This is a genomic window from Paraburkholderia sp. BR10141, assembly GCF_056155635.1.
In genome coordinates, this window is the sequence record NZ_JBMIQH010000007.1 from 209,978 (window position 1) to 233,622 (window position 23,645).

24 protein-coding genes and 2 tRNA genes are annotated in these 23,645 nt (G+C 65.3%); 11 read left to right on the forward strand and 15 right to left on the reverse strand.

Annotated elements, in window-relative coordinates; all coding sequences use genetic code 11:
• Nucleotides 1-25: 25 nt before the first annotated feature.
• From ACOJB8_RS12790 to ACOJB8_RS12805, 4 genes are read left to right on the forward strand one after another with little or no spacing between them, the layout of a single operon-like run.
• On the forward strand, nt 26-976 hold the full coding sequence (locus ACOJB8_RS12790) for a branched-chain amino acid ABC transporter permease (protein WP_069262749.1): 951 nt from the start codon (nt 26-28) through the stop codon (nt 974-976).
• Between the two features lie 16 nt (nt 977-992).
• Nucleotides 993-2,162, forward strand: a complete 1,170-nt coding sequence (locus tag ACOJB8_RS12795; protein ID WP_069262748.1) for an ABC transporter permease subunit — start codon at nt 993-995, stop codon at nt 2,160-2,162.
• A 15-nt stretch (nt 2,163-2,177) separates the two neighbouring features.
• A complete protein-coding gene (locus ACOJB8_RS12800; RefSeq protein ID WP_069262747.1) occupies nt 2,178-2,954 on the forward strand; it encodes an ABC transporter ATP-binding protein in 777 nt (258 codons plus the stop codon).
• Nucleotides 2,954-3,670, forward strand: a complete 717-nt coding sequence (locus tag ACOJB8_RS12805; RefSeq protein ID WP_112173207.1) for an ABC transporter ATP-binding protein — start codon at nt 2,954-2,956, stop codon at nt 3,668-3,670. The genes ACOJB8_RS12800 and ACOJB8_RS12805 overlap by 1 nt, the downstream gene beginning before the upstream one ends.
• Before the next feature lie 95 nt (nt 3,671-3,765).
• Here ACOJB8_RS12805 and ACOJB8_RS12810 read toward each other — a convergent pair whose 3' ends face one another.
• The 3 genes from ACOJB8_RS12810 to ACOJB8_RS12820 all read right to left on the reverse strand — a co-directional run bounded on the left by ACOJB8_RS12810 (nt 3,766) and on the right by ACOJB8_RS12820 (nt 6,804).
• Entirely contained in the window at nt 3,766-4,236 is a 471-nt protein-coding gene (locus ACOJB8_RS12810) for a GNAT family acetyltransferase (protein WP_475012778.1), read from the reverse strand.
• A gap of 19 nt (nt 4,237-4,255) precedes the next feature.
• On the reverse strand, nt 4,256-5,440 hold the full coding sequence (locus ACOJB8_RS12815; RefSeq protein ID WP_069262744.1) for an acetylornithine transaminase: 1,185 nt from the start codon (nt 5,438-5,440) through the stop codon (nt 4,256-4,258).
• A 332-nt stretch (nt 5,441-5,772) separates the two neighbouring features.
• On the reverse strand, nt 5,773-6,804 hold the full coding sequence (locus tag ACOJB8_RS12820) for a CDP-6-deoxy-delta-3,4-glucoseen reductase (protein ID WP_368604036.1): 1,032 nt from the start codon (nt 6,802-6,804) through the stop codon (nt 5,773-5,775).
• Between the two features lie 121 nt (nt 6,805-6,925).
• On the opposite strand from ACOJB8_RS12820, the gene ACOJB8_RS12825 reads away from it, so the two are divergent.
• A complete protein-coding gene (locus ACOJB8_RS12825; protein ID WP_475012780.1) occupies nt 6,926-8,008 on the forward strand; it encodes an NAD-dependent epimerase/dehydratase family protein in 1,083 nt (360 codons plus the stop codon).
• Nucleotides 8,009-8,042: 34 nt separating this feature from the next.
• Here the strand turns inward: ACOJB8_RS12825 and ACOJB8_RS12830 are convergent, their stop codons facing one another.
• Together ACOJB8_RS12830 and ACOJB8_RS12835 are read right to left on the reverse strand one after the other, a co-directional pair.
• Nucleotides 8,043-8,231 carry a hypothetical protein gene (locus ACOJB8_RS12830; RefSeq protein WP_322032275.1) on the reverse strand — a complete coding sequence of 63 codons (189 nt, stop codon included), beginning with the start codon at nt 8,229-8,231 and terminating at the stop codon, nt 8,043-8,045.
• 155 nt (nt 8,232-8,386) lie between these two features.
• Nucleotides 8,387-9,094, reverse strand: a complete 708-nt coding sequence (locus tag ACOJB8_RS12835) for a pseudouridine synthase (RefSeq protein ID WP_475012782.1) — start codon at nt 9,092-9,094, stop codon at nt 8,387-8,389.
• 255 nt (nt 9,095-9,349) lie between these two features.
• Between ACOJB8_RS12835 and poxB the strand changes: the two genes are divergently transcribed.
• Nucleotides 9,350-11,068 (forward strand): ubiquinone-dependent pyruvate dehydrogenase, encoded by a 1,719-nt coding sequence (gene poxB, locus ACOJB8_RS12840; protein WP_368729830.1) that lies wholly within the window; start codon nt 9,350-9,352, stop codon nt 11,066-11,068.
• Nucleotides 11,069-11,089: 21 nt separating this feature from the next.
• On the opposite strand, the gene ACOJB8_RS12845 is transcribed toward poxB, so the two are convergent.
• From ACOJB8_RS12845 to hemN, 3 genes are all read right to left on the reverse strand, one after another.
• Nucleotides 11,090-11,311 carry a hypothetical protein gene (locus ACOJB8_RS12845; protein WP_133185797.1) on the reverse strand — a complete coding sequence of 74 codons (222 nt, stop codon included), beginning with the start codon at nt 11,309-11,311 and terminating at the stop codon, nt 11,090-11,092.
• Nucleotides 11,312-11,507: 196 nt separating this feature from the next.
• Nucleotides 11,508-11,592, reverse strand: a tRNA-Leu gene (locus ACOJB8_RS12850).
• A 110-nt stretch (nt 11,593-11,702) separates the two neighbouring features.
• Entirely contained in the window at nt 11,703-13,088 is a 1,386-nt protein-coding gene (hemN, locus tag ACOJB8_RS12855) for an oxygen-independent coproporphyrinogen III oxidase (RefSeq protein ID WP_475012784.1), read from the reverse strand.
• A 222-nt stretch (nt 13,089-13,310) separates the two neighbouring features.
• Between hemN and ACOJB8_RS12860 the strand changes: the two genes are divergently transcribed.
• The 3 genes from ACOJB8_RS12860 (at nt 13,311) to ACOJB8_RS12870 (ending at nt 15,232) form a co-directional block, all read left to right on the forward strand.
• The gene (locus ACOJB8_RS12860) at nt 13,311-13,616 is read left to right on the forward strand and encodes a YkgJ family cysteine cluster protein (protein WP_368604012.1); all 306 of its coding nucleotides are present in this window, start codon (nt 13,311-13,313) and stop codon (nt 13,614-13,616) included.
• An 80-nt stretch (nt 13,617-13,696) separates the two neighbouring features.
• The gene (locus ACOJB8_RS12865; protein WP_368682186.1) at nt 13,697-14,284 is read left to right on the forward strand and encodes a DUF1439 domain-containing protein; all 588 of its coding nucleotides are present in this window, start codon (nt 13,697-13,699) and stop codon (nt 14,282-14,284) included.
• Nucleotides 14,285-14,377: 93 nt separating this feature from the next.
• Nucleotides 14,378-15,232 carry an undecaprenyl-diphosphate phosphatase gene (locus tag ACOJB8_RS12870; RefSeq protein WP_475012786.1) on the forward strand — a complete coding sequence of 285 codons (855 nt, stop codon included), beginning with the start codon at nt 14,378-14,380 and terminating at the stop codon, nt 15,230-15,232.
• A gap of 57 nt (nt 15,233-15,289) precedes the next feature.
• On the opposite strand, the gene trmB is transcribed toward ACOJB8_RS12870, so the two are convergent.
• The 4 genes from trmB to ACOJB8_RS12890 form a co-directional block, all read right to left on the reverse strand.
• Entirely contained in the window at nt 15,290-16,057 is a 768-nt protein-coding gene (gene trmB / locus ACOJB8_RS12875; RefSeq protein WP_368682185.1) for a tRNA (guanosine(46)-N7)-methyltransferase TrmB, read from the reverse strand.
• 534 nt (nt 16,058-16,591) lie between these two features.
• Nucleotides 16,592-16,666 (reverse strand) — tRNA-Gly (locus tag ACOJB8_RS12880).
• A gap of 107 nt (nt 16,667-16,773) precedes the next feature.
• A complete protein-coding gene (locus ACOJB8_RS12885) occupies nt 16,774-17,337 on the reverse strand; it encodes a YggT family protein (protein ID WP_069262734.1) in 564 nt (187 codons plus the stop codon).
• Between the two features lie 104 nt (nt 17,338-17,441).
• Nucleotides 17,442-17,762, reverse strand: coding sequence for an EthD family reductase (locus ACOJB8_RS12890; RefSeq protein ID WP_475012787.1), 321 nt, complete (start codon nt 17,760-17,762; stop codon nt 17,442-17,444).
• A 599-nt stretch (nt 17,763-18,361) separates the two neighbouring features.
• On the opposite strand from ACOJB8_RS12890, the gene ACOJB8_RS12895 reads away from it, so the two are divergent.
• Nucleotides 18,362-18,523 (forward strand): hypothetical protein, encoded by a 162-nt coding sequence (locus ACOJB8_RS12895; RefSeq protein ID WP_165822777.1) that lies wholly within the window; start codon nt 18,362-18,364, stop codon nt 18,521-18,523.
• Nucleotides 18,524-18,951: 428 nt separating this feature from the next.
• The gene (locus ACOJB8_RS12900; RefSeq protein WP_069262732.1) at nt 18,952-19,260 is read left to right on the forward strand and encodes a hypothetical protein; all 309 of its coding nucleotides are present in this window, start codon (nt 18,952-18,954) and stop codon (nt 19,258-19,260) included.
• Nucleotides 19,261-19,426: 166 nt separating this feature from the next.
• Here the strand turns inward: ACOJB8_RS12900 and ACOJB8_RS12905 are convergent, their stop codons facing one another.
• The 3 genes from ACOJB8_RS12905 to ACOJB8_RS12915 form a co-directional block, all read right to left on the reverse strand.
• Nucleotides 19,427-20,101 carry a LysE family translocator gene (locus tag ACOJB8_RS12905; RefSeq protein ID WP_406953973.1) on the reverse strand — a complete coding sequence of 225 codons (675 nt, stop codon included), beginning with the start codon at nt 20,099-20,101 and terminating at the stop codon, nt 19,427-19,429.
• Between the two features lie 92 nt (nt 20,102-20,193).
• A complete protein-coding gene (locus ACOJB8_RS12910; protein ID WP_475012824.1) occupies nt 20,194-21,660 on the reverse strand; it encodes an NAD-dependent succinate-semialdehyde dehydrogenase in 1,467 nt (488 codons plus the stop codon).
• A gap of 139 nt (nt 21,661-21,799) precedes the next feature.
• Complete coding sequence (locus tag ACOJB8_RS12915) at nt 21,800-23,377, reverse strand: UbiD family decarboxylase (RefSeq protein ID WP_475012789.1); 1,578 nt, start codon at nt 23,375-23,377, stop codon at nt 21,800-21,802.
• Nucleotides 23,378-23,645 lie beyond the last annotated feature (268 nt).

Here is a 23,645-nt window from a genome sequence, read left to right on the forward strand (position 1 = left end):
GGTTGCACGGGCTAAGGAGCATTAAATGGATATTTTCATCCAGCAGATCCTGAATGGGCTGGTGCTTGGCAGCATCTACGCCATCATCGCACTGGGCTACACCATGGTGTACGGGATTCTGGGCATCATCAACTTCGCGCACGGCGACGTGCTCATGGTGGGCGCCATGGTCGCGCTCTCCGCGATCAACGTGCTCCATAACCATTTCCCGGGCCTCGGGAACATCCCCACGCTGTGCATTGCGCTCGCGGTTGCCGCGCTCGTGTGTGCGGTCGTCGGGTACACGATCGAAAAGGTCGCGTACCGGCCGCTGCGCCGCGCGCCGCGCCTCGCGCCGCTGATCACCGCGATCGGTGTGTCGATCCTGCTGCAGACGCTCGCCATGATCATCTGGGGCCGCAATCCGCTCGCGTTTCCCCAGCTCATCTCGACCGACCCGATCAACGTCATCAAGCCGACTGAAACCGGCGTCGGCGCCGTGATCTCGATGACGGAAATCGTCATCATCGTCGTCGCGTTCGTCGTGATGGCGGGCCTCCTGCTCCTCGTGCACAAGACCAAGCTCGGCCGCGCCATGCGCGCCATCGCCGAGAACCCGAACAATGCTTCGCTGATGGGCGTGAACCCGAACTTCGTGATCTCGGCCACGTTCATGATCGGCTCGGCGCTCGCCGCGCTGGCCGGCGTGATGATCGCCTCGGAATACGGCAACGCTCACTTCTACATGGGCTTCATCCCCGGCATGAAGGCCTTCACGGCCGCGGTGCTGGGCGGTATCGGCAACCTCGGCGGCGCGATGGTCGGCGGCGTGGTGCTCGGTCTGATCGAGCAGCTCGGCGCAGGCTACATCGGCAACCTGACCGGCGGGGTGTTCGGCAGTAACTATCAGGACGTCTTCGCATTCATCGTGCTGATCGTCGTGCTCGTGTTCCGTCCGTCGGGGCTGCTGGGCGAACGTGTCGCGGACCGCGCATAAGAGGGAGTAACACAACATGACTTCAATTCAACCGATCGAGCCGTCGACGACGCTCATCCCCGAAAAGAACATGACGAAGACCCTCACGGTCGGCATCGTGACGGCCATCGTCGTGGCAGCGCTTCCCTTCGTGGTGGGCGCCGCGGGCGGCAACTACTGGGTGCGCGTGCTCGACTTCGCGATGCTGTACGTGATGCTCGCGCTGGGCCTGAACGTGGTGGTGGGCTTCGCCGGCCTGCTGGACCTGGGCTACATCGCGTTCTACGCGGTGGGCGCCTACGTCGCCGCGCTGCTGACTTCGCCGCACCTGACCACGCAGTTCACATGGATCGCCAACATGTTCCCGGGCGGCATGCATACGCCGTACTGGATCGTGATTCCGTGCGCCATGGCGCTCGCCGCGCTGTTCGGCGTGCTGCTCGGTGCGCCGACGCTGCGCCTGCGCGGCGACTACCTCGCTATCGTGACGCTGGGCTTCGGGGAAATCGTTCGTATCTTCATGAACAACCTCGACCGTCCGGTGAACATCACCAACGGGCCGCAGGGCATTACCGGCGTCGCGCCGCTGCAGGTGTTCGGCTTCAATCTCGCGCAGCCGCACGAGATCCTCGGCTTCACGTTCACGTCGGTCTACATGTACTACTACGTGTTCGTGATCTGCGCGCTGCTCGTGATCTGGGTGTGTACGCGTCTGCAGCACTCGCGTATCGGCCGCGCATGGGCCGCGATCCGCGAAGACGAAATCGCCGCCAAGGCCATGGGCATCAATACCCGTAACGTCAAGCTGCTCGCGTTCGCGATGGGCGCGTCGTTCGGCGGCCTGTCGGGCGCGATGTTCGGTGCGTTCCAGGGCTTCGTGTCGCCGGAATCGTTCACCTTCTGGGAGTCGGTCGTCGTGCTCGCCTGCGTGGTGCTCGGCGGCATGGGCCACATCCCCGGCGTGATTCTCGGCGCCGTGCTGCTCGCCATTTTCCCCGAGTTCCTGCGCTCGACGATGGGCCCGCTCCAGCACATGCTGTTCGGCCACGAAGTCGTCGATACGGAAGTCATTCGTCAGCTGCTCTACGGCCTCGCCATGGTCGTCATCATGCTGTATCGCTCGGAAGGCCTGTGGCCGGCGGCGAAGCACGAAGACAAGATCGCGAAGATCGCCAAGCGTGCCAGCAAGAAGCCGGTTCGCGCATAACGGGGAGAACAGAATATGAGCAACAAAGCTATCCGCCTGTCCGTGAAGGGCGTGAACAAACGCTTCGGCGGCCTGCAGGCGCTGTCCGACGTCGGCCTGCAGATCGAGGAAGGCACGATCTACGGCCTGATCGGCCCGAACGGCGCCGGCAAGACGACGTTCTTCAACGTGATTACCGGCCTCTACACGCCTGATTCGGGCGAATTCAAACTTGACGGCACGGCTTATACGCCGACCGCCGTGTATCAGGTGGCGCAGGCCGGCATTGCGCGTACCTTCCAGAACATCCGTCTGTTCGGCGGTATGACCGCGCTCGAGAACGTGATGGTCGGCCGCCACGTGCGCACGAAGCACGGCCTGCTCGGCGCCGTGTTCCAGACTCCCTCGGAGCGTCAGGAAGAGCGCGAGATCAAGGAACGTGCGATCGAGCTGCTCGAATACGTGGGCATCGCGCAATACGCGGACTACACCTCGCGCAACCTCTCGTACGGCCACCAGCGCCGTCTGGAAATTGCGCGCGCGCTCGCGACCGATCCGAAGCTGCTCGCGCTCGACGAGCCGGCAGCCGGCATGAATGCGACCGAGAAGGTCGAACTCACGCGCCTGCTCGACAAGATCCGCGCCGATGGCAAGACCATCCTGCTGATCGAGCACGACGTGAAACTGGTGATGGGCCTGTGCAACCGGATGACAGTGCTCGACTATGGCAAGGTGATCTCCGAAGGGCTGCCGCAAGACGTGCAGAAGGACCCGAAGGTGATCGAGGCATATCTGGGTGCGGGGGTTCACTGATGTCGACATCGGTTCTGAAAATCAAGGGTCTGCAGGTCAACTACGGCGGGATCCAGGCAGTCAAGGGCGTGGACATGGAAGTTCGCCAGGGCGAACTCGTCACGCTGATCGGCGCGAACGGCGCGGGCAAGACCACGACGATGAAGGCCATCACGGGTCTGAAGCCGTACTCGGCTGGCGACATCGAGTACATGGGCCAGTCGATCAAGGGCGTGCCCGCGTATGAACTGCTCAAGCGCGGCCTCGCGATGGTGCCGGAAGGCCGCGGCATCTTCGCGCGCATGTCGATTCTCGAAAACATGCAGATGGGCGCGTACCTGCGCAGCGACAACGACGGCATCCAGAAGGACGTCGAGCGTATGTTCGGCTTCTTCCCGCGCCTGAAGGAACGCGCCACGCAGCTCGCAGGCACGCTCTCGGGCGGCGAGCAGCAGATGCTCGCCATGGCGCGCGCGATCATCAGCAAGCCGAAGCTTCTCCTGCTCGACGAACCGTCGATGGGTCTCTCGCCAATCATGGTGGAGAAGATCTTCGAAGTAGTGCGCACGATCTCGTCGGAAGGCATCACGGTGCTGCTCGTGGAGCAGAACGCGCGCCTCGCGCTGCAGGCGGCCAATCGCGGCTACGTGATGGACTCGGGCCTCGTGACGATGGAAGGCGAGGCCAAGCAGATGCTCGACGATCCGAAGGTGCGCGCAGCGTACCTGGGCGAGTAAGCTGCATGGCATTGCGGTCCGCGCGGCCGCATCAAAACAAAAGCCGCATGGGTGCGACCCCATGCGGCTTTTTTCATGGCGTCGACCAATGATGCTCAGACGAGCGCTTCGGACTCCTGCACGGCGAGGCGCTTGCCGAGACTCACCACGGCATCGGTGCGATAGCCAAGCTGCTCGTAGAACGCGAGCACCTCGGCTTTGTCGGTGAGCACCTGAAGGTTGAGCTTGAGGCAACCCAGCGCGGCGAGCGCGTTTTCCGCATGGCGCACGAGCCGCGTGCCGAGGCCGTGGCGCCGCGCATCGGGCGCGACGGCGACCGAATAGAGCCAGCCGCGATGCCCGTCGTAACCGGCCATGGCTGTGCCGACGAGCGCGCCGTCGACGTCGCCACCGTCGCGAACCGCAACGAAGAACAGCTCCGGCTGGGTGCCGAGCTTGTTCGCGATCGACAGACGCGGATTGCGATGCGGCCGGCTCGCATCGTTGTACTCGGGAAACGCCTGCAGCCAGAGCGCGATCACCGCTTCGGTGTCGGCTTCGCTGAACACGCGGATCGTGACGGACATCGCTCGTGCTCCCCTCGAATTACAGCGAGTCGAGGATCGTGCGCAGCATCGCCATCATCTGGTCGATTTCCTGCGTCGTCACGTTCAGCGCCGGCATGAAGCGCAGCAGGTTCGGGCGCGCGGCGTTGAGCAGCAGGCCGTCCGGCTGCATGAGACGCGCCTTCTCGACGATCTCCGGCCCGATGTCCTTGCCGAGCAGCAGCGCGCGCAGCAAGCCTTCGCCACGCTCGCCCTGGAAGCCGCGTTCGGCCGAAAGCTCGAGCAGCTTTTCGCGCAGATACTCGCTGCGCTCACGCACGCCTTCGAGGAAGCCGGGCGCAACCAGTTGCGAGATCACCGAATAGCCCACGGCGGTCATCAGCGGGTTGCCGTTGTACGTGCCGCCCTGGTCGCCCGCTTCGAACACGGAGATTTCCTTCTTCGCGAGCAGTGCAGCGAGCGGCACGCCGCCGCCGATGCCCTTGCCGAGCGTCATGATGTCCGGCTCGATGCCCGAGAGTTCGTAGGCGAAGAGGGTGCCCGCACGGCCGCAGCCGCTCTGCACTTCGTCGACGATCAGCAGGATGCCGTGCTTCTTCGTGAGCGCGCGCAGTTGCTGCATGAATTCGCGCGTGGCGGGAATCACGCCGCCTTCGCCCTGGATCGGCTCGAGCATCACGGCGACGGTCTTCGCGGTGATGAGCTTCTCGACCGAGGCGATGTCGTTCAGATCGGCCTTCGGGAAGCCCGGCACTTGCGGTGCGTAGATCGTGTCCCAGCCCGGCTTGCCGCTTGCCGACATCGTCGCGATCGTGCGGCCGTGGAAGCTGTGGTCGAACGTGATGATCTCGTAGGCGCCGTCACGATGCTTCTTGCCCCACTTGCGCGCGAGCTTGATCGCGCCTTCGTTGGCTTCGGCGCCGCTGTTGGCGAAGAACACCTTGTCGAAGCAGCTGTGCTCGGTGAGCAGGCCCGCGAGCTTCGCCATCGGCTCGTTGTAGAAGGCCGGCGACGGGTTGATGAGCAGGCGCGACTGCTGCTCCAGCGCCTCGATCATGCCGTCGTTGCAATGCCCGAGGCTGTTGACGGCCCAACCCTGGATGAAGTCCAGGTATCGCTTGCCCTCGTTGTCGTAGAGCCACGACCCCTTGCCATGCGTGAAAACGATTTCGGGCCGGTTGGTGATGTACATCAGCGACTCGATCGGGTATTCGGAATAATTCATGGCAACGGGCTCCGCGTTGGGGCTGCACAAGGGTTGAAGAAGATACGGCGGAAAAACAAAAAGCCACGGACTGGCCGTGGCTTTCGTGATTCGAACTTGCTGTGCGTTGAGATGTACAACGCGCGTCCGCGAGTAGCCAGGCCCTAAAGATGGGGCGAGCGGCGACGTCGAAGGGCGGACAGGATGCAGTTCATGGGCGCAAGAATACGACAAGCTGAATGGCGATGTAAACCATCAATGTGCCGAATTTTTCCAGGCGGCCGAAGAATTTTTCGTGACGACTGCCCGGCGGGTCGATGCATTGCACACGCAACGACCCGCTCGGGCGAGCTTCAGACGGCGTTCGCGAGGTCGGCGGCGCTCGTGAACGAGTCCGCGTAGAACTCCTCTTCGGGCAGACCGTGGTGCTGCGTGAAGTCGCGCTGCGCGGACTCCACCATCACCGGCGCGCCGCACGCATAGACCTGGTGGCCCGAAAGATCGGGCAGATCCTCGATCACGGCGCGGTGCACGAAGCCCGTGCGGCCGGTCCAGTCGTCGCCGGCGGCGGGCTCGGAGAGCACCGGCACGAAGCGGAAGTTCGGAATCTCCTTCGCCCATTGTTCGGCGAGTTCCATCAGGTACAGGTCCTTCTTCTGGCGCGCGCCCCAGTAGAGCGTCATCGGGCGGTTCAGGTTCTTGTGGACCGCGTGCTCGACGATCGCCTTGAGCGGCGCGAAGCCGGTGCCGGAGGCCAGCAGCACGATGGGCTTATCGGATTCCTCGCGCAGGAAGAAGGTGCCGAGCGGCGCTTCGAAGCGCAGGATATCGCGCTCCTTCATCTGCGAGAAGACGTGGTCGGTGAACTTGCCGCCCGGCATGTGGCGGATGTGCAGCTCGATCGGGCCTTGCTCGTGCGGCGCGCTCGCCATGGAGTAGCTGCGGCGCGTGCCGTCCTTGAGGATGAATTCGAGGTACTGGCCGGCGAGATACTGCAGGCGCTCGTTGGCGGGCAGTTGCAGCTTGAGGACGACGACGTCGTCGGCGCGGCGCTCGATGGCGGCGATGCGGGTAGGCAGCTTGCGCACCTGCACGTCGCCCACGCCCGCCACTTCGCGGATGTCGATTTCGAGGTCGGTTTGCGCCGTCGCACAGCAGAAGAGGGCCATGCCGCGCGTTCTTTCGTCATTGGAAAGCGCCGAAGCCGCGTGGGCGCGCTGCTCGACTTCGCCGTGGCAGACCGTGCCCTTGCACGAGCCGCACGCGCCGTTCTTGCAGCCATACGGCAGGCCGATGCCCTGACGCAGGGCCGCGTTGAGAATGGGTTCGTCGGGCTCGACCTGGAATTGCCGGCCGCTTTGCTTGAGCGTTACGTTGAAAGCCATATTCAGGGAAGCGTAAGTCTGTATCCGAGGGTTGATTCCGGGCGCGGGTCGCTTTGGGTAAGTTGCCGCGCTTTCTTGCCGGCCTTCGCCGCGAGGCCCGGGCCGCTAAAATGGTTCCACCATGATCGCCACACGAACCTTGCGCCGTGCGCGCATCCTGATTGTCGGTTGCGGCGACGTCGGCCTGCGCGGCGTCACCCAGTTGCGCGAGCGGCCAGACCGCGCGCGCGTATTCGCGCTCACGCGCCGTGCCGAGCGCGCAGACGTCGTACGGGCCGCGGGAGCCACGCCGGTGCGCGGCGACCTCGATTCCCGCAGGAGTCTCGCGCGGATCGCGGGCCTGGCTCGCACCGTCCTGCACCTCGCGCCACCGCAACAATCCGGCGACGACGACCTGCGCACGCGCCGCCTGATCGCGGCGCTGGCGGCGCGGCGTCGCGCGGTGTCGCGGCCTGCGCTGGCGGGCGCCGCGCCGCGCGCCTTGCGGCCCCCATTGCATTGCCTCGTGGACCGCATGCGCCGCAGCGCTGTCGGCCAAGCCGCAGCCTTTGGAGCATCCGTCATTGTACCCGAGCGCATCCGGCGGTTTTCCGGCGCCCGGCGCAAGCGGCTCGAACGCCCGAGGCTCGTCTACGCGAGCACGACGGGGGTGTACGGGGATTGCGGCGGCGCGCGCATCGACGAAACACGCACGGTGCAGCCCGCCAACGCCCGCGCCATTCGCCGGGTGTCGGCCGAACGGCAACTGCGCCGCGCGACGGCGCGCGGCGCGCTCAGCGCCACGATCGCGCGCATTCCCGGCATTTATGCCGCGAACCGTCTCCCGCTCGCCCGGCTAGAAAAGCGCACGCCAGCGCTCGTAGCGAGCGACGACGTCTACACGAGCCACATCCACGCAGACGACCTCGCGGCGATTCTCCTGCGCCTCGCGACGCACGGCCGCCCGGGGCGCACGATCCACGCGACGGACGACAGCGAACTGAAGATGGGCGAGTACTTCGACCGCGTGGCCGATGCCTTCGGCCTCGCGCGCGCCCCGCGCGTGAGCCGCGCCGAGGCCGAGGGCGAACTCGAGCCGGTCTTGCTGTCGTTCATGCGGGAATCGAGACGGCTCGCCAATACGCGCCTCAAGCGCGAACTGCGCGTGCGTTTGCGTTATCCCGACGTAGATGCGTTCTTGCGCACGCTGCCGCCGCACCCGTGACTCCGGGCGGGCGGCGCGGCGCAAAGCGTGCCGTTCACGTGATGGCCGGCAGCGCTTCGAGCAGGAGGAAGCACAATAGCGCTCCGATGAGCGCCCCGATGAGGTTCGGATGATACCGATGTCGCATATGCATCGACGCGAGCAGGCCACCAATCAGAACCGCCCCTAGCGCCATGAAGGCCATCAACACGAATGAGATTTCGAATGAGCCGTTGATGATCATGATGCCCCTCCTTGCAACTTGTAATCGTTCTTGAGACGAGTATAGGGCGGAAGCCCGGCAAGGACATGCTGCGGCGCGGCGAAAACGATGCCTGTTTGCAAGCATCGGTGCGTCAACCCACTGAGCGGCAGGCGCCCGCGCCGCCCGGTGGTGGTTTACCCGTTGTTGCGCAACGCGTCGAGCGCCGCGGCGTCGAGCCATTGCCAGGCGCCCGGCGCCAGACCGGCGGGCAGGGAAAAGCCGCCAATGCGCTCGCGGTGGAGCGCCTCGACGCGGTTGCCGGCCGCGGCCACCATCCGTTTGACCTGATGATATTTGCCTTCGAGCACGGTCAACTCCAGCTCGTGATCTGAACGTGCGCAGGCAGCGACGGCGGCAATCGGCTCGCGCTCGCCGTGCAGCAGCACGCCTGCACGCAGGGCATTGAGCTGGACCTCGTCGAGCGGATGGCGCGTGCTCACCACGTAGACCTTCGGCACCTTGCGCTTGGGCGACGTGAAGGCGTGGACGAACTGGCCATCGTCGGAAAGCAGCAGGAGGCCGGTCGTATCCTGATCGAGGCGGCCCACGCACTGCACGTTGCGCTCTCCGAACTGCGGCGGCAGCAGATGAAACACGCTCAAGTGATGCTGCGGATCGCGCGAGCACTCGTAGCCCGCGGGCTTGTTGAGCGCAAGGTAGGCGCGCGCGTGAAACGGCCACGGCGTGCCGTCCACGCTGAAGACGAGGCCTGCCGTGTCGAACGTTGCGAGGGGGTCGTTGCAGGGCTCGCCCGCGACGGCGACCCGCGCGTCGGCGATGAGCGCGCGGCATTGGCGGCGTGAGCCGAAACCCTGAGTGAAGAGGATGCTTTCGAGATTCATGACGGACGGCTGACAGCGTAGAGCCGGCTATTTTATCCGTGGCGACGTGGTCCGCGCCGCCGTGCCCGCCGCCTGTGCGCTTCGCACGGCTTGACCGCGTTTTTCGGGCGGATGGCGTAACGTAGCGCAAGGTATCGGCAGGTCCGGCCGGCTCGCACCGCCTGGACACGTACGAAATTGCCCCCCAATTTTCTTCTCGCGCAGCGCCCGGTCTCGGAGCGCGCGCTGCGCCATTCGGCTCACGTGGAGAACACCATGGCGAAGACAATAGCGGATCATTTGGCGAAAACGCTCGAGGCAGTCGGCATCGAGCGTATCTGGGGCGTGACCGGCGACAGCCTGAACGGGCTGTCGGCGAGCCTGCGCAAGCTCGGCACGATCCGCTGGATGCACACGCGGCACGAGGAAGTCGCCGCCTTCGCGGCGGGTGCCGAAGCGGCGGCAACCGGCCGGCTCGCGGTGTGCGCGGGCAGTTGCGGGCCTGGCAATCTGCATCTCATCAACGGTCTCTACGACTGCCATCGCAACCGCTCGCCGGTGCTCGCGATCGCGGCTCATATTCCCTCGACGGAAATCGGCCTCGGCTATTTTCAGGAGACGCACCCGACCGAACTGTTCCGCGAGTGCAGCCACTACGTGGAGCTGGTGACGAACGCCTCGCAGTTTCCGCGCGTGCTCGACACCGCGCTGCGCACCGCGATCGACCAGAAGGGCGTCGCCGTGATCGTGCTGCCCGGCGACGTGGCGCTTCTGGACGCGTCCGACGAGGAGCCCGCATGGGCTCAGGCGGCGCGTCCGGCGACCTTGCCTTCGTCGGCGGATATCGACCGGCTCGCCGAACTGCTCAATCGCTCCGAAGCGGTGACGCTGCTGTGCGGCAGCGGCTGCAAGGGCTCGCACGACGAAATGGTGGCTTTCGCGGACGCGCTCGGCGCGCCGACGGTGCATGCGCTGCGCGGCAAGCAGTACGTCGAATGGGATAACCCATTCGACGTGGGCATGACCGGGCTGATCGGCTTCAGCTCGGGCTACCACGCGATGATGTCGTGCGACACGCTCGTCATGCTCGGCACCGACTTCCCGTATCGCAACTTCTATCCGCAGCATGCGAATATCGTGCAGATCGACCGCGACGCGGCCGCGCTCGGCAAACGCGCGCCGCTCACGCTCGGACTCATCGGCGACGTACGCGAAACATTGCGCGCGCTCACGCCGAAGCTCACGCGCAAGACCGACCGGCGCTTTATCGAGCATGCGCGCGAGCACTACGCGAACGCGCGCAAGGGACTCGACGAACTTGCGCGCCCGGCGGCCGCGGGCAAGCCGCTGCATCCGCAGTATGTGGTGGCGCGTCTCGACGCGCTCGCCGAGGACGATGCAATCTTCGCGGTCGACGTTGGCACGCCCACGCTCTGGGCCGCGCGCTATCTGACGATGAATGGCCGGCGCCGCCTGCACGGCTCGTTCAACCATGGCTCGATGGCGAACGCCATGCCGCAGGCGCTCGGCGCGCAGGCAGCCCACGCCGGGCGCCAGGTCGTCTCGCTCTCCGGCGACGGCGGTCTTTCGATGCTGCTCGGCGACATTCTCACGGCGCGCCAGCTCGATCTGCCGATCAAGATCGTTGTCCTGAATAACAGCTCGCTCGGTTTCGTCGCCATGGAGATGAAGGCCGGCGGCTACGTGGAGACTGGCACCGATCTGGCGGCCACCAACTTCGCGGATATCGCGCAAGGCGCGGGACTTTTCAGCGTGCGCGTGGAGACGTCCGAAGCGCTCGATGAGGCGTTGCGCGCGGCGTTCTCTCACGCAGGGCCGGCGCTCGTCGACGTGGTGACGACGAAGCACGAACTGGCCATGCCGCCGAAGCTGCAGTGGGCGCAGGCGAAAGGGTTCAGCCTCTACATGTTGCGTGCGGTGCTGAGCGGGCGCGGAGACGAAGTGGTGGAGCTGGCGCAGACGAATTTGCGCTGAGGTTCGTGCTGCAGACCTGCGTCAGTCAGTGATCGAGACGCAGGTGCTGTCCTCTGGCCAGGTGCGAAATTCATCGACGCGGCCCGCGCGCACGTCGAGCAGCAGCCGGTCCAGCGCTTCGAGCCTCGCGGATCTGTCTGCGCTCGAGCGGATCAACGTGGCGGCGGTGCGTCCGGAGACGGACTCGTGGGCCTCGATGAGGATGCGAATGGCTTCCTCTCGCGTCATGAAAATGCGGTCCATCGTGCGCTCCCGGTTTGCTATCTCAATAACATCGACAACGATAGCAGCGGGGCGCGGCACGCCGCGCGGCATCCGCAGGACGCTTGATATTCGTCCAAAGAAGGGTGTGCTGGATTCGGACCGGCAACAAAAAACCCGCGAAGCGCCGAGCTTTCGCGGGTTTCAGGACTCCGGCGGCCATTGCCGGAAAGCATTCTGGTGCCTCGGGCCGGAATCGAACCGGCACTCCTTTCGGAACCGGATTTTGAGTCCGGCGCGTCTACCAATTTCACCACCGAGGCGTGTGTTTTTGCGAGTTTCTCGCACTCGAGCAAACATGCAAGCGCTCGAAGTAGCCGGTGATTATGACGCAAATCGCCCGCCTAGGCAACTGTGCGGCGCCGGAAAGCCGTCAAATCGTCCGCGAGAACCGCTCGGGCTGCTGTGCGCCAAGGTAGCGGTCAAACACCATCGCAATATTGCGCACCAGCATGCGTCCAGCGGACAGCACCTCGAGGCGGTTGGCGCTGCGCGCAACGAGCCCGTCGCGTTCGAACTCGCGCAGGCGTTCGAGTTCGGTCGCAAAAGTCGCCGGAAAACGAATGCCGTAGGCGGCCTCGAACTCGTCGTAGCGCAGTTCGAGATTGCACATGAGTTCCGTGATGATGTCGCGGCGCAGACGGTCGTCGGCGGTGAGGCGCACGCCTTTCGCAGTCGCGAGCTTGCCCGCGCCGATGGCCGCACCGTAGCCGATCAGATCCTTCGCGTTCTGCGCGTAGACGTCGCCGACCTTGCCGATCGCCGAGGCGCCAAAGCCGATCAGATCGCAGTCGGCGCGCGTGCTGTAGCCCTGGAAATTGCGGTGCAGCGTGCGCTGCGCCTGCGCGCGCGCGAGTTCGTCGGTGGGCAGTGCGAAATGGTCCATGCCGATGTAGACGTAGCCCGCCTCGGTGAGCTGCTCGATCACGAGCCTGAGCAGCGCCATGCGCTCCGCAGGCGTGGGCAAGGTGGCTTCGTCCATCTGGCGCTGCATCTTGAAGAGATGCGGCATGTGCGCGTAGCCGAACACCGAGATCCGATCGGGCGCGAGCAGCAGCATCGTCTCGAGCGTGCGGCCGAAGGTTTTGACGTTCTGGTACGGCAAGCCGTAGATCAGATCGACGCTGATCGACTCGAAGCCGTTCGCGCGCGCGGCATTCATGACGTCGACGGTCAGTTCGAGCGGCTGCATGCGGTTGACCGCCTTCTGCACGACCGGATCGAAGTCCTGAACGCCCAGGCTCAGCCGGTTGAAGCCGAGCGAACGCAGATGCGCAATGGTCTGCGCCGTGGCTTCGCGCGGGTCGATCTCGATCGAGTATTCGCCGGCGTCGTCGGGCTGCAGCGCGAAGTGTTCGCGCGTGGCGGCCATGAGCGTGCTCATTTCGTCCAGCGAGAGAAAAGTGGGCGTGCCGCCGCCCCAATGCAGCTGCGAAACGGGGCGCTTCGTGTCGAAGAGCGCGGCCTGTAACTGCACTTCGCGGATCATCTGCGCGAGATACGGTTTCGCGCGGCCGCGGTTCTTCGTGATGACCTTGTTGCAGCCGCAATAGAAACAGACGGTGTCGCAGAACGGGATGTGGAAGTACAGCGAGAGATCGGTTTCGCTCGCGCCCGGATCGGCTGCCGCGCGCCGGTAGTCGGCGGGATCGAAGTCGTCGCGGAACTGCAGGGCGGTGGGGTAGGACGTGTAGCGCGGGCCGTTGGCGCCGTATTTGGCAAGCAGGTCGGGGCGAAAGAGCAGGTCGGCGTCGCTCATGCAAAGCTCACTGGGAAGGGCGGCGCACGGGTGGGCAGCGTTCGGTGCCGCGGAACGCCGCGCACAGGTGGCCTGTCCCTTGTCCTACAGCGCCAGATGGACAAAGTGTACGAGCGCGTAGGAAGAAGCGATTGTGTAAAAAGGTCGCACGCGAGCGATGGCACAATGCCGTCTGGTCCGCTGCCGCGCGGACACGATTTGTCAGCGTTCCAGGAAACCGAAGTGAGTACCGATTTTCCCGCCGATGCCTCAGTGCACGCCTGCCGTCCCGGTTGCGGCGCGTGCTGCATCGCGCCGTCCATTACGAGCCCGATTCCGGGCATGCCTGAAGGCAAGCCGGCCGGCGTGCGCTGTGTTCAACTCGGCGAGGACCTGCGCTGCATGATCTTCGGCTCGCCGTTGCGGCCGGCGTGCTGCTCGGGGCTGCAGCCGCAGCTCGAGATGTGCGGCGAGTCGCGCGAGGAGGCCATGTTCTGGCTCACGCGTCTCGAGGCGCAAACCCAGCCACAAGCGCCAGCCGCGCGCTGAACCCGGCGCAAACTGCGTCGGTCGGCAGCCATGCGCCAGAATGACGGCGCGCCAGTCCCGGCCCAACAAGGAGATTTCGCATGGCCCACACCGCAACGCGCGTTTCCCGGCGCGCCTTCCTGTTCTCAGCCTGCGCTGCGGCGGGTACGGCGATGTCGCTCGGCGCGTGTGCGACGGGGATCTTCCCGTTCATTCCCGATCACTACACGTTTTCACAGCAGCAAGTGCAGGATGCGGTGCAGCGCAAGTTTCCCTATCACCGCTCGATGCAGCAGATCTTCGACGTCTCGCTCACGAACCCGGTCGTCACGCTGCAGCCCGATCGCAATCGCGTGGCCGTGCGCCTCGACGCACACCTCGAAAGCCCGTTGATGCAGCAGCCGGTGAGCGGTGCGTTCACGGTGTCGAGCGAACTCGCGTACGACAGCACGAGCCGCGCCGTGGTGCTGCGCTCGCCTTCGGTGGATGGCGTCGACATGGCGGGCAACGCCGCCGCCTACGCGCCGCAGGTGAGCGCGGTCGCCGCGCTCGTCGCCACCCAGCTGCTCAACAATTACCCCGTCTATACGTTCAAGCCCGACCAGCTCCGATTTGCCGGCGTCAACTACGAACCCGGTACAATCACCATCCTTACAAACGGCATACGCGTGCAGATCGTCGAGAAGTAAGCCGACGAGACGCCGTCCGGCGCACGCGGCCGTTGTCGGTCGCGTGGCGCGGCGTGCGCCGTCCCCCACGCTCAAGGAAGAGGGATAAAAGGGATGGACTGGATGTTGACCTGCAAGGCCTTGATTCTCGGCATCGTCGAAGGGCTGACGGAGTTTCTGCCCGTGTCGAGCACGGGGCATCTGATCGTCGCCGGCAGCTTGCTCAATTTCGACGGCGCCTATGCCAAGACCTTCTACGTGGTGATCCAGTTTGGCGCGATTCTCGCCGTGTGCTGGGAGTTCCGCCGCAAGATCGGCGAAGTGGTCACAGGGTTGCCCTCGCGGCCCGACGCGCGGCGCTTCACGCTCAACGTGATCGTCGCCACGATTCCGGCAGTCGTGCTCGGTCTGATGTTCGAAAAGACGATCAAGTCGGTGCTCTTCGCGCCGGTGCCGGTGGCGTTCGCCCTTGTTGGCGGCGGCCTCGTCATCCTGGGGGTCGAGAATCGCCTGCGTGGCCCGAAGGGGCTGCCGGTCGCCGAACAGCGCGGCGCGCGCGTGAACTCGATTGACGCGATCACGCCGCTCGACGCCTTCAAGGTGGGCTGCGCGCAGTGCTTCGCGCTGATTCCGGGCATGTCGCGTTCGGGCTCGACCATCATCGGGGCGATGCTGTTCGGCCTCGAGCGGCGCGTCGCGACCGAGTTCTCGTTTTTCCTTGCGATTCCCGTGATCTTCGGCGCAACCGTTTATGAGCTGTACAAGAGCTGGCACGAGCTTTCCATGGACTGGCTCGGGCTCTTCGGCATCGGCTTCGTCGCAGCGTTCGTCAGCGCGTTCGCGTGTGTGCGCTGGCTCCTGCGCTTCGTGGCTTCGCACGATTTCACCGCCTTCGCCTGGTACCGGATCGCTTTCGGTCTCGTGGTCCTGCTGTTCGGTTATGGCGGCGGGCTAGGCTGGGACGACTGAAAACGCAACGGGCGCCGCGTGACATCACGGCGCCCGTTCTTCTTCGCGGTTGCGGTTTTAGTCCGCGCGGCGGCGGAACACGAGATCCCACACGCCGTGACCGAGCCGCAGGCCGCGGCGCTCGAACTTCGTCACCGGGCGGTAGTCGGGGCGCGGCGCGTAGTCGGCGGCCGTGTTCTCGAGCGCGGGCTCCGCGCTGAGCACTTCGAGCATCTGCTCGGCGTAGTTCTGCCAGTCCGTCGCGCAGTGCAGGTACGCGCCCGGCTTCATGCGCGAGACGAGATGCGCGACGAACTTCGGCTGAATCAGGCGGCGCTTGTGATGGCGCGCCTTGTGCCACGGATCGGGGAAGAAGATGTGCACGCCGTCGAGGCTCGCCGGCGCGATCATGTGCTCGAGCACTTCCACGGCGTCGTGCTGGATGATGCGGATGTTCTCAAGATTCTGCTCGCCGATCAGTTTGAGCAGCGCGCCAACGCCAGGCTCGTGGACCTCGACGCCGAGGAAGTCGTCCTCTCGGCGCAAGGCGGCGATTTCCGCTGTGCTTGCGCCCATCCCGAAACCGATCTCCAGAATGCGCGGTGCGTGCCGTTCAAACACGGCGTCCCAGTCGGCGGCTTCGGGCGCGTAGGGCACGACGAAGCGCGGGCCCAGTTCGTCGAGCGCGCGGCGCTGGCCCGTCGAGACGCGGCCGGCGCGCGTCACGAAGCTGCGGATGCGGCGGTGGTGCAGCGCGTCGCCGTGCGCGTTCGTGTCGGAGGCGGCGTCTTGTGCGTCGGACTGCGTGGCGTCGGGACGGGCGTCGTCGTTGGGATCGTGATTCATCTTCGCAGGTGGTATGAGAGCGGCGGATGTCGCGGCTGTCGATAATGGGGGCGGGCTGCGCCTTCGGCTCGGTGCGAGGCATGTCGGGCCATACGCGGCGACGCGGTGCCGGAGGCTACGCGGGCCGGCGTGGCCGGACGCCTCGTTGGCCGCTTTCGCGTTCGGCGGAATCGGCGACGGCCTTGGGCCCGGCAGGCGGGCGCGGCGCGCTCGAAGCTAAGCGGCTCCGAAGCCGTCGCGCATTATATCAGCGCGCTTGCACGGCTCTGGCGGCTGAGGAGGGCGGCAGTACCTCGCCAGGCTACGGTCCGTGCCTCAATCGGCTGAAACGACGAAGTCGTGCGAAATACGTGTCGGCGGACCAGCTCGCGGCGCGTGCGGGAGGACCCGAGGAGCGCCGGAGTGCATTGTGCAACGGAGGAATTCAGGTCGTGCCCGGCGTGTGGCGGTCGGGCGGGCTTGGCGTCCCGAGGGTGTCCCGGCAGGAGCGCTGTCTGGAAGCCCAGGCCTCGAAGAGAGGTCGGTAAGCCGACGTGGAGCGGGCGATGGGAATCGAACCCACGTCATCAGCTTGGGAAGCTGAGGTAATGGCCATTATACGACGCCCGCAGAGCGCGCTATTTTACGCGTTTTTGGCCTTCTTGCGCAATGACGCGCTCAAGCGACGCGGCGCGCCAGGCGCGCCGCCAGATGCATCAGACCGTTTGCCGATGCCCTCAAATCCCGAACAGCGTGAGCGAAACCGCCGCGCGGGTGACGATCATCAGCAGCACCTGCACGATCACGAAGAGCAGAATCGGCGAGAGATCGAGGCCGCCCAGGTTCGGCAGGATTCGGCGCAGCGGGTTGAGGAACGGCGCCGTCAGCTGGAATAGCACGGGCATTGCCGCCGAGCGCGGATTGAGCCACGAGAGCAGCGCCATCAGGATCGTCAGCCAGATCAGCAGGTTGAGCGCCCATTTCACGAGCGTGAGCAACGCGACGATCAGCAGTGTCGGCAAAAGACCCAATGGGTCCACGCCTGCGATCCATACCATCAGCAGCACGTAGGCAATGGCCGCGATCAGCGCGCCGACCACGCTCGCCCAGTCGATGCCTCGCACGCCGGGAATCACGTGCCGCAGCGGCAGCACCAGCCAGTTGGTGACCTGCTGGATCGCATGGGTCACGGGGTTGTACGGCGGCACACGCACGTACTGGAGCCAGGCGCGCAGCAGCAGGGCGGCGCCGAACAGCGTGAAGACCGTATTGAGCAGAAAGCGGGCGATATCGCCGAACATCGGTGTTGTTTCCTTCTTGTGTGGGTGGCGGCGCGCTTGGCGTGTGGCGGCCGATAAAAGGTCAGTCGGGGTTCCGTTTGCCCCGTTCAACCACGCGGAGCACGTCAGACGGACACCTTGACCTCGCTGATCAGAATGGTGCCATTTCCGCCGTCGGTGTAGTTGGGAATGTCGTCGAGGAGGGTGTCGGCATGCGGCTGAAACACCGCGTAGAACGCATCGACCGTCTCGAACAGGAAGTGTCCGGCCGCGACGTACGTCGGCGGCGTGCCCGGCGGCCCGGCGTTGATGCCGATGTCGACCGACCAGCCCTTGAGCGATTCGCCAAAGAGCTTCGCCGCGAGCGGCATGTGGTGCGTGCAGTAGTACCCGCTGTCGAAACGACCGTTCTCGCGATAGGGATAGAGGATGCTGACCTTGATCATTGTGCGTGCTCGTCGGTGAGTCCCATGGGCGCGCGTTGCCTGCCGCTGCGATGCGCGCCGTCGCCACATTAACACGGCTTACGCCTCGCCAGTATCCGCGAGCGATGCCGCCGCGAGGGCCTTGCGCGATGCGGCGGCCGGTGCTCGCGGCGCGCGCGCCGCGCAAAATGGCTGCGCTCACGGCAGGCTTTTCGGCGAACGGCTACAGTGATTCTGACAGGCAGCGCAGGGAAGGCGCCGGACGGCGCGAGTGTTGCGCCACAGCCGCGCGGCGCACGAAGTGTTCGCCTTCGTACCGATCACGCGCCGATGGTGCGACTACAAATGAGGGGGTTGGCCGCGGCGCCGCGCCAATAGCCTGACGCGGCACGATTTCTGCTGTTGGCTCGCGGCGCATTTATGCGCCGCAACTCAAACCCAGCACGCGGAAGCCGTAACGAACAGTGCGCAATGCATATACGGCGCCTGTGAGGCTATCTCGCAACACTGCCATTTTTGTCTAGAAATCTGAGCACAATACTTTTCATCGTTTCGGTTTCGTCGTTGCAGTCGTGCAATTGGGTTTGTTCCTGTCGGTAGTCCGATTCGGGGAGTTCACCATGAGCATCTTCGCTTACCGAAAGCATCTGCGGTTTCTCACGCCCTTTCAGCGTCGCCGCTGGTGGGATCAGAAGAAGCGCCTGACGCCACGTGTGCGCATCAGTGGCGCTTATGTCCCACCGAACGTCACGCGCGAGTTCACCTACGTGAAGGTCGGATAGCGGAGAGTTTGCCTTGTCTGGCCGGCGATTCGTGTGCCGCCGGCTGGGTCGGATGAGATGCCCGGTTCCATGACCGGGCATCGTCGTTTACAGCCTCGTCGCGCGCGGCGACCGCAGGCCGAACGTGGTCCGGTGAACCAATTTGTAATCAAACATTACCGGGAGATCGGCTCCCCGATGCCCTCGCGCAGGTAACAATGACAGCGCCCTGGTTTTTGTAACCAATGTCGGCGTATTCGGGCGCGCGTGCGGCGATTTTTCGCGGCTGCCGCGCCCACCGGGCTTGACGCGCTATTAAGCGCCCCCAAAACAGGATTGCAATTCGAAACAAATGGCTACCAATGGCGGCCGCCGTTTTCGATACATTGAATGCGTGGGCACTGCCCGTTATATGCGCGTCGCCGCTGGCGGCCGCCAGGAGAAGAGAAGTGAAAAAGACCGTATCGTTCATCGTTGCCGCGGCGCTGGGTGTGGGGTTCGTCAGCGCGGCCCAGGCGCACGTCTCGGTGGGTATCGGCATTGGCATTCCGGTGGCCCCGGCTTATCCCGTCTATGCTGCGCCGGTCTACGCACCGCCGCCCCCGCCCGTGGTCTATGCGCCGCCGCCGGTGGTGTACGCGCCGCCGCCCGCCGTCGTCGTAGGCGGCTACGGTGGCTACGGCTACTACGGCCGTCCGTACTGGCATCACGGCTACTACGGCCACGGTTACTACGGCCGCGGCTACTACCGTCATTGAGTGTGACGGGCGGCGCACGCCGCCCGGCTGCGTTTTCACGAACGGCGCAACGCCGGCTCACGCCGCGTTGCGCTGTTTGTTTTTGGCGCTCGCTTTCACCGCGTGCATGGCACGCTAGATCGATGCGCGCCGAGCGGTCCATAGGCGCACCTGCGCCCGACATGGATTACGACGCGCCCGCGCCCTGCAGGATCAGTTCGCGATAGCCGTGCACGATCACGCTGTACGAAAAATACGCGAATAGCAGCGCCGAAAGCACATGGCAGGCGCGCAGCAGACTGGTGCCGGCGCGTTTGCGGCCATGGCTGGCCAGTCCGCAGAGGAAAAAGGTCCAGCCGAGACCGCCCGCAAAAAAGCCCAGCAGGAAGAGCGAGGCCGCGCCGGCGCTCGTCGCCCCCGACTTGGCGATGAGCGCGCCACCGACAGCCGCGAACCAGAGAATCGCACTCGGCGAAGAGAGGGCAAGCAGCACGCCGCGCATGAAGCTGCGCCACGGGTTGGGCAGCGGCGCGGCGTTATCGGCTTCGCCTTCCACGGGCGGCGCCAATGCTGGATTGAGCGCTTCGCGCGCCATCTTCCACGTGAGCATGAGCAGCAGGGCCGAGCCGCCGATCCACACGACCCAGCGTACGGCCGAGAACTGCAGCAGCGCGGCCATGCCCGCAAGCGCGAGCGCGGCGTAGATGAGGTCGCCGAAACACGAGCCGAGCCCCAGCCAGAAGCCCGGGCGGAAGCCGTGCGTGAGCGTGAGCGAGATGATGGCGACGTTGACGAGACCGATGTCGAGGCAAAGCGAAAGCGACAGAAAAAAGCCGTCGGAAAGCAGGGAAACGTGAGACATGAAAACGATTTCTTGTTGGTATGGACTGCGCACCGCACACGCCCGCCTGTGAGCAAGCGGGCGTCGCGGCTCAAATCAGCTTCAGGCGTGCTTCAAACGCCGATGCACAGGTACTTCAGTTCGACATATTCGTCGATGCCGTACTTCGAACCTTCGCGCCCGAGACCCGACTGCTTCACGCCGCCAAACGGCGCGACTTCGTTCGAGATGAGTCCGGTGTTGACGCCGACCATGCCGTACTCGAGCGCTTCGGCCACACGCCAGACGCGGCCGATGTCGCGGCTGTAGAAGTACGAGGCGAGGCCGAATTCGGTGTCGTTGGCGAGGCCGACGACTTCGGCTTCGTCGTTGAAGCGGAACACCGCCGCGACCGGGCCGAAGGTCTCCTCGCGCGCGATCAGCATGTCGCGCGTGACGTCTGCGAGCACGGTGGGCTCGACATAGCGTCCCGAGCTGACCTTGCCGCCCGCGACGACTCTGGCGCCCTGGGCGGTCGCATCGCTGATGTGCTGCGCGACCTTGGCGACGGCCGCGTCGTCGATCAACGGCCCCTGGTTCACGCCATCCTCGAAGCCGTTGCCCACCTTGATCTTGCGTGAGGCGGCGGCGAGCTTCTCGACGAAAACGTCGTACACCTTGTCGTGCACGTAGAAGCGGTTCGTGCAGACGCAGGTTTGGCCTGCGTTGCGGTACTTCGAGATCATCGCGCCTTCCACGGCGGCGTCGATGTCGGCGTCGTCGAACACGATGAAGGGGGCGTGCCCACCCAGTTCGAGGGCGATTTTCTTGACCGTCGGCGCGCACTGCTGCATGAGGATGCGGCCCACCGGCGTCGATCCCGTAAACGAGAGATGGCGCACGATGTCGCTCTCGCACAGCGCCTTGCCGATTGCGATGGAGTTCGCGGAGTCGGCGGTGAGCACGTTGAACACGCCCTTGGGTACGCCTGCGCGCTGCGCCAGTTCGGCGAGCGCGAGCGCGCAAAGCGGCGTTTGCTCGGCGGGCTTCACGACGATCGTGCAGCCCGCGGCGATGGCCGGCGCGACCTTGCGTGTGATCATCGCGATCGGGAAATTCCAGGGGGTGATCGAGGCGCACACGCCGATCGGCTGCTTGAGCACGACGAGCTTGCGGTCGCTGGCGGGGCTCGCGAGGACGTCGCCGTTCACTCGCTTGGCCTCTTCGGCAAACCATTCCAGGAAGGACGCGCCATAGATCACTTCGCCGCGCGCCTCGGCGAGCGGCTTGCCTTGCTCGGCGGTCATGATCGCGGCGAGGTCGTCGGCGTGCTCGATCACGAGATCGAACCATCGCCGCAGAATGGCTGCGCGCTCCTTGCCCGTCTTCGCGCGCCACGCCGGCAACGCGGCGTTCGCGGCGGCAATCGCGCGATGCGCCTCGTCGGCGCCAAAGTCGGGCACGCTCGCGATCTCGGCGTTGTCGGCGGGGTCGAGCACGGCGAACGTGGCCGCACCGCCGCTCCATTCGCCGTCGATGTACGCGCGGGTCTTGAAGAGGGCGGGGTCGTTCAGTTGCGTCAGGCGCTCCGATGCGGGCATCATCCTCGAGTCTCCTTCAGGTTCACTGGCGCCGCGGCTCATGCCATGCACGAGGCGTGACGCGGTAAGCGCGGCGTCGCGAAAAGGCGTCGCGGATGGATCGGCCGGCGTGGCGCCGAGGGCACTGCGCCGGGTTGCGCTAGCTGCGGCTAAAGCCTAGCTCGTCGTAGAGACGGTCGACGCGCGTCTTCACGGCCGCGTCCATCTCGATTGCGCGGCCCCATTCGCGGTCCGTCTCGCCGGGCCACTTGTTGGTGGCGTCGAGCCCCATTTTCGAGCCGAGGCCGGCCACCGGCGAAGCGAAGTCAAGATAGTCGATCGGCGTGTTCTCGACGAGCACGGTGTCGCGCGCCGGATCGATACGCGTGGTGATCGCCCAGATCACCTCCTTCCAGTCGCGGATGTCCACGTCATCGTCGACCACGACAATGAACTTTGTATACATGAACTGGCGCAGGAAGCTCCATACCCCGAACATCACGCGTTTTGCGTGCCCGGGGTAGCTCTTCTTCATCTGCACGATCGCCATGCGATAGCTGCACCCCTCTGGCGGCAGATAGAAGTCGGTGATCTCGGCAAACTGCTTCTGCAAGAGCGGCACGAACACTTCGTTGAGCGCCACGCCGAGCACCGCGGGCTCGTCGGGCGGCTTGCCCGTGTATGTCGAATGGTAGATCGCATCGCGGCGCATGGTGATGCGCTCGACCGTGAAGACGGGGAACCACTCCTGTTCGTTGTAGTAGCCCGTGTGGTCGCCGTAGGGGCCTTCGAGCGCGTGTTCGTACGCGGCGCTCGCGCCCTTGGCGGGGCGGGGCGGCGCGCCAGCGGGGGCCGGGCCGGGCTCGCCCGCCTGCGGGTAGATGAAGCCCTCGAGCACGATCTCGGCGCGCGCGGGCACCTGCAGCGTGTCGACGCCGGGTGTCAGGCACTTCGCGAGCTCGGTGCGGGCGCCGCGCAACAGGCCCGCAAACTGGTATTCGGAGAGCGTGTCGGGCACTGGCGTGACGGCGCCGAGAATCGTCGCCGGGTCGGCGCCGAGCACGACCGCCACCGGGTAAGGCTTGCCGGGGTTCTTCAGCGCGAACTCGCGGAAGTCGAGCGCGCCGCCGCGATGCGCGAGCCAGCGCATGATGAGCTGGTTGCGGCCAATCAGCTGCTGGCGGTAGATGCCGAGATTCTGGCGCGTCTTGTTGGGACCGCGCGTGACGGTGAGGCCCCAGGTGACGAGCGGGCCGGCGTCGCCGGGCCAGCAGGTCTGAATCGGCAGCTTCGCGAGATCGACATCGCTGCCTTCCCAGACGATCTCCTGGCAGGGCGGCGCGTTCACGGTCTTCGGTGCCATGTCCCAGACGGCCTTGGCGAGCGTGAGGAGCTTGCCCGCATCCTTCAGGCCGCGCGGCGGCTCGGGCTCTTTCAGCGCCGAGAGCAGCCGACCCACGTCGCGCAGCGACTCGAGCGCGGCGCCGTCGCCGCCGCTTTCCGGCGCGTCGATGCCCATGCCGAGCGCGACGCGCCGGGGCGTGCCGAACAGATTGCCGAGCACCGGGAACGCGTGCGTCGAACGGTTCTCAAAGAGTAGGGCCGGGCCGCCGGCGCGCAGGACGCGGTCGCACAGCTCGGTCATTTCCAGCACCGGAGAGACAGCTTGGGGGACGCGGCGCAATTCGCCGAGCGTCTCCAGGCGACCAACGAAGTCGCGCAGGTCTTTGTATTTCATTGGGAACCAATCGTGGCCAACGGGGATGGCCGGCTTGGGGGCCGCATGGGGCGGCGGCACGGGTTCCGCGGGCGCCGTATCAGATGTATCAGACGTATCAAGACGTATCAGACATCTGGCCGGGCAGACGCGGCGTAACGATTGTCGATTTTACCTGCGTTGGCTAACGCACGCTGGGTGCCAATCTGCATAAGCGCCCGCAGACGCGCGTGCGACGCGGACTCCGCCCGATTGAACAGTGTTTATTATTACTATTGGTTATGTTTTC

Excerpts from the sequence above, each read along its gene's own strand:
- ACOJB8_RS12870 (WP_475012786.1), top strand. The coding sequence starts at position 14,378 with ATGGACTGGATGTTGACCTGCAAGGCCTTGATTCTCGGCATCGTCGAA.
- ACOJB8_RS12890 (WP_475012787.1), bottom strand. The coding sequence starts at position 17,762 with ATGATCAAGGTCAGCATCCTCTATCCCTATCGCGAGAACGGTCGTTTC.
- ACOJB8_RS12820 (WP_368604036.1), bottom strand. The coding sequence starts at position 6,804 with ATGGCTTTCAACGTAACGCTCAAGCAAAGCGGCCGGCAATTCCAGGTC.
- ACOJB8_RS12915 (WP_475012789.1), bottom strand. The coding sequence starts at position 23,377 with ATGAAATACAAAGACCTGCGCGACTTCGTTGGTCGCCTGGAGACGCTC.
- ACOJB8_RS12810 (WP_475012778.1), bottom strand. The coding sequence starts at position 4,236 with ATGTCCGTCACGATCCGCGTGTTCAGCGAAGCCGACACCGAAGCGGTG.
- ACOJB8_RS12825 (WP_475012780.1), top strand. The coding sequence starts at position 6,926 with ATGATCGCCACACGAACCTTGCGCCGTGCGCGCATCCTGATTGTCGGT.
- ACOJB8_RS12845 (WP_133185797.1), bottom strand. The coding sequence starts at position 11,311 with ATGGACCGCATTTTCATGACGCGAGAGGAAGCCATTCGCATCCTCATC.
- poxB (WP_368729830.1), top strand. The coding sequence starts at position 9,350 with ATGGCGAAGACAATAGCGGATCATTTGGCGAAAACGCTCGAGGCAGTC.
- hemN (WP_475012784.1), bottom strand. The coding sequence starts at position 13,088 with ATGAGCGACGCCGACCTGCTCTTTCGCCCCGACCTGCTTGCCAAATAC.
- trmB (WP_368682185.1), bottom strand. The coding sequence starts at position 16,057 with ATGAATCACGATCCCAACGACGACGCCCGTCCCGACGCCACGCAGTCC.
- ACOJB8_RS12790 (WP_069262749.1), top strand. The coding sequence starts at position 26 with ATGGATATTTTCATCCAGCAGATCCTGAATGGGCTGGTGCTTGGCAGC.
- ACOJB8_RS12895 (WP_165822777.1), top strand. The coding sequence starts at position 18,362 with ATGAGCATCTTCGCTTACCGAAAGCATCTGCGGTTTCTCACGCCCTTT.
- ACOJB8_RS12800 (WP_069262747.1), top strand. The coding sequence starts at position 2,178 with ATGAGCAACAAAGCTATCCGCCTGTCCGTGAAGGGCGTGAACAAACGC.
- ACOJB8_RS12865 (WP_368682186.1), top strand. The coding sequence starts at position 13,697 with ATGGCCCACACCGCAACGCGCGTTTCCCGGCGCGCCTTCCTGTTCTCA.
- ACOJB8_RS12795 (WP_069262748.1), top strand. The coding sequence starts at position 993 with ATGACTTCAATTCAACCGATCGAGCCGTCGACGACGCTCATCCCCGAA.
- ACOJB8_RS12905 (WP_406953973.1), bottom strand. The coding sequence starts at position 20,101 with ATGTCTCACGTTTCCCTGCTTTCCGACGGCTTTTTTCTGTCGCTTTCG.
- ACOJB8_RS12835 (WP_475012782.1), bottom strand. The coding sequence starts at position 9,094 with ATGAATCTCGAAAGCATCCTCTTCACTCAGGGTTTCGGCTCACGCCGC.
- ACOJB8_RS12805 (WP_112173207.1), top strand. The coding sequence starts at position 2,954 with ATGTCGACATCGGTTCTGAAAATCAAGGGTCTGCAGGTCAACTACGGC.
- ACOJB8_RS12815 (WP_069262744.1), bottom strand. The coding sequence starts at position 5,440 with ATGAATTATTCCGAATACCCGATCGAGTCGCTGATGTACATCACCAAC.
- ACOJB8_RS12910 (WP_475012824.1), bottom strand. The coding sequence starts at position 21,660 with ATGCCCGCATCGGAGCGCCTGACGCAACTGAACGACCCCGCCCTCTTC.
- ACOJB8_RS12830 (WP_322032275.1), bottom strand. The coding sequence starts at position 8,231 with ATGATCATCAACGGCTCATTCGAAATCTCATTCGTGTTGATGGCCTTC.
- ACOJB8_RS12885 (WP_069262734.1), bottom strand. The coding sequence starts at position 17,337 with ATGTTCGGCGATATCGCCCGCTTTCTGCTCAATACGGTCTTCACGCTG.